The organism is Lutibacter sp. (genome assembly GCF_041562875.1).
Classification (GTDB): domain Bacteria; phylum Bacteroidota; class Bacteroidia; order Flavobacteriales; family Flavobacteriaceae; genus Lutibacter.
Window position 1 is genome coordinate 1 of record NZ_JBFFOE010000174.1, and the last position, 2820, is coordinate 2820.

General features: G+C 28.6%; 3 protein-coding genes and 1 pseudogene. 1 reads left to right on the top strand and 3 read right to left on the bottom strand.

All coding sequences use genetic code 11. The annotated features are described in order from the left end of the window. Together ABY863_RS13345 and ABY863_RS13350 are read right to left on the bottom strand one after the other, a co-directional pair. Positions 1 to 425: pseudogene (locus ABY863_RS13345) on the bottom strand (sodium:proton antiporter); the annotation flags it as partial. 152 nt (positions 426 to 577) lie between these two features. Continuing rightward, positions 578 to 1777, bottom strand: a complete 1200-nt coding sequence (locus ABY863_RS13350; protein WP_372795648.1) for an aminotransferase class I/II-fold pyridoxal phosphate-dependent enzyme — start codon at positions 1775 to 1777, stop codon at positions 578 to 580. 155 nt (positions 1778 to 1932) lie between these two features. On the opposite strand from ABY863_RS13350, the gene ABY863_RS13355 reads away from it, so the two are divergent. Beyond that, a complete protein-coding gene (locus tag ABY863_RS13355; RefSeq protein ID WP_372795650.1) occupies positions 1933 to 2397 on the top strand; it encodes an Lrp/AsnC family transcriptional regulator in 465 nt (154 codons plus the stop codon). 50 nt (positions 2398 to 2447) lie between these two features. Here the strand turns inward: ABY863_RS13355 and ABY863_RS13360 are convergent. Further along, positions 2448 to 2820: YceI family protein (locus tag ABY863_RS13360; protein ID WP_372795652.1), on the bottom strand; the 373-nt coding region annotated here is incomplete at its 5' end.

The following is a 2820-nucleotide window of genomic DNA, read 5'->3' on the forward strand; positions in this document are numbered from 1 at the left end:
ATAATTGCTGCAATAATTACCGAAGCAGGTAAAAATATTGAAGGATTTAATACTTGAAGTCCATAATAAACCATTGCTGGGATTACACCACTTACTAGCCACGTTCCTGCCAAAGCCCCCACTAAAAATAAAATGAATATTGGAACAAAAACACTTTTTAAATTTTCCCAAATTTCATTAAACATAATAGTTATAGAAACTTTATTTAAAAAACCAACGATCGCAGCAAAAAATCCTCCTGTTAATAAAATAAATTGATTAGAATATTCCCCCAACAACTCTCCACCAGCAAAAAATATATTATACGCAAGCATCGCCATTAAAAGAACAACTGGAATTAAAGCTTCCCAAATACTTAATTCTTTATTTTGAATTATTTTTTGATCTTGTATTTCAATTTCTGGTAAATTTTTATTGTCTTGCATTCTATCTATAATATTTTAGGAATGTAATAATACGCAAATTTGAAAGTCTTTGCAAATACAAAACCTCACTCAATATTTGAGTGAGGTTTTGCTTAATAGAAATAGTCTTGTTAAAAATCAATCAAATTAAAAACAACTATTTTTTAATTCACTTATAATATACCTACCTGCGTCATACATTTATGCATTGCTCTGTAGGTGCGTTCAATTTCATTATCTAAACCAATGGAAAAACGAATAATCCCATCAGAAAGTCCCATGTCTTTTTGTTCTTCTAATGGAATTTCAGAAGATGTACTCGTGCCAGGTGCGCTAAACAACGTCTTATAAAAACCTAAACTAACCGCTAAATAACCTAAATTATTCTCTTGCATTAATTCCATTAACTCATTAGCTTTTGCTAAAGTACCTACATCAATAGTCATAATTCCTCCAAAACCATATTCTTCGTTATACATAGTTTTAAAAAGCTCGTGATCTTTATGACTTTTTAATCCTGGATATACCACTTTTAGTCCATCTTTTTCAAAACGTTCAGCTAAATAATTTGCATTTTCACTGTGCTTTTTCATTCTAATATGCAACGTTCTTAAGTTTTTTAATATACTCGCGGCACGTAAACTGTCCATAACCGGACCTAATAACATAGCTGCACCATCATTTACACTTCTCAAACTATTTATAAATTCTTGTGAACCACAAACAACACCTCCAACAGTATCATTAGTTCCATTTATAAATTTCGTTAAACTATGTATTGTAACATCAGCTCCAAGTTTTTGAGGTGAGAGCATTAATGGTGAAAATGTATTATCTACAACTAAAAGTATGTTGTGCTTTTTAGCAATTTTTGCTAATTCAGTAATATTTGCAATTTCTAATAAAGGATTACTTATTGATTCACAGTAAATCATTTTAGTTGAAGGCTTAATGGCAGCCTCAACTTTTTCTAATGAAGTAATATCGACAAAAGAAGTAGTTATATTAAATTTTGGAGCAAAATTTTTCAAAAAAGCATAGGATCCTCCATAAATAGTTCTACTTGAAACAATATGATTTCCAGCTCCACAAATTTGCATGATAGCTGATGTAATTGCTCCCATACCTGAACCAGCAACATTTGCTGTTTCTGTAAATTCCATTGCTGCTAATGCTTCCCCTAAGTATAAATTACTTGGACTTGTATGTCTTGAATATAGATAACAACCTTCTGCATGCCCTTCAAAAGTGTCGAGCATTGTTTTTGCGTGTAAGAAAGTATAGGTTGCCGAATCTGAAATTGAAGGATTAACACCTCCAAATTCTCCAAAATATTGTAAATCTTGAATGTTATTTGCTGGTTTATTACTCATAATTAAAGTTATTTTTATTTAAAATTAATACATCACACGTTAATAAACTGCAATATTTTATAATTTTAGTGAATTTTTCTTTAATTTATAATTATCAAAGAATATTTTACTTTTAAATTTATTTTTTTTAATTATATTTAGCAAAATTTACTGATATGATTTTATTAGATTTAATTGATAAACAACTGGTAAACCTATTACAAATAAACTCTAAAGCAAACATTAAAGAAATTGCTTTAAAAATTGGTTTAACTCAAACTCCAACTTATGAGCGTATAAAAAGGTTAGAAAAATCAGGGATAATACAAAAATATATTGCTGTTTTAAATAAAGAAAAAGTTGGTTTTACGGTGGAAGTATTTTGTCAGGTTACTTTATTAGTTCACTCAAAGGAACTGATTACTAAATTTGAAATTGCTGTGAGTAAAATAGATGAAGTTATTGAATGCTTCCACGTAGCTGGAAATTATGACTATTTATTAAAAGTAATTGTAAAAGACATGAAAAGCTACCAACTTTTTTTAAAGAATAAATTATCTGTTTTAGATTCCGTTGGAAATGTGCAAAGTACTTTTGTAATGTCTTCAACTAAAGATACAACCATTATAAAATTAACATAAAAAAAGTCCAAATTTTGCAATTTGGACTTTTAAAAACAGCTATTTACTATTTATTTTTTAACTACAATATTCACTTGTAAATCAAATTCATCATTTACAAATTTATCTTTTAAATCATTAAAAAATGATTTTGATTTATATTTAATGTTAAAATCTGCTCTGTTAATTTGAAACGTTTCACTTGTTAAAGTAACTGCTTCTTCAGTTTCAGTAACAACTGCTGGAAAAGTTACTTGCTTTGTAATTCCTTTAATCGTTATATCCCCAGTTACCATCGTTTTTCCATTTTCAATTGAACTAGTTGTTATTTCAAATGTTGCTGTTGGAAACGCTTCAACATCAAAAAAATCGGCCGATTTTAAATGACCTTCTAATTTTGCGCTGTCATCTGCATCTTTAATTGTTGACATATCAACTGTAAAA

Bases quoted from the DNA above. Each gene is read 5' to 3' on its own strand.
- ABY863_RS13355 (WP_372795650.1), top strand. From the start codon at position 1,933: ATGATTTTATTAGATTTAATTGATAAACAACTGGTAAACCTATTACAA.
- ABY863_RS13350 (WP_372795648.1), bottom strand. From the start codon at position 1,777: ATGAGTAATAAACCAGCAAATAACATTCAAGATTTACAATATTTTGGA.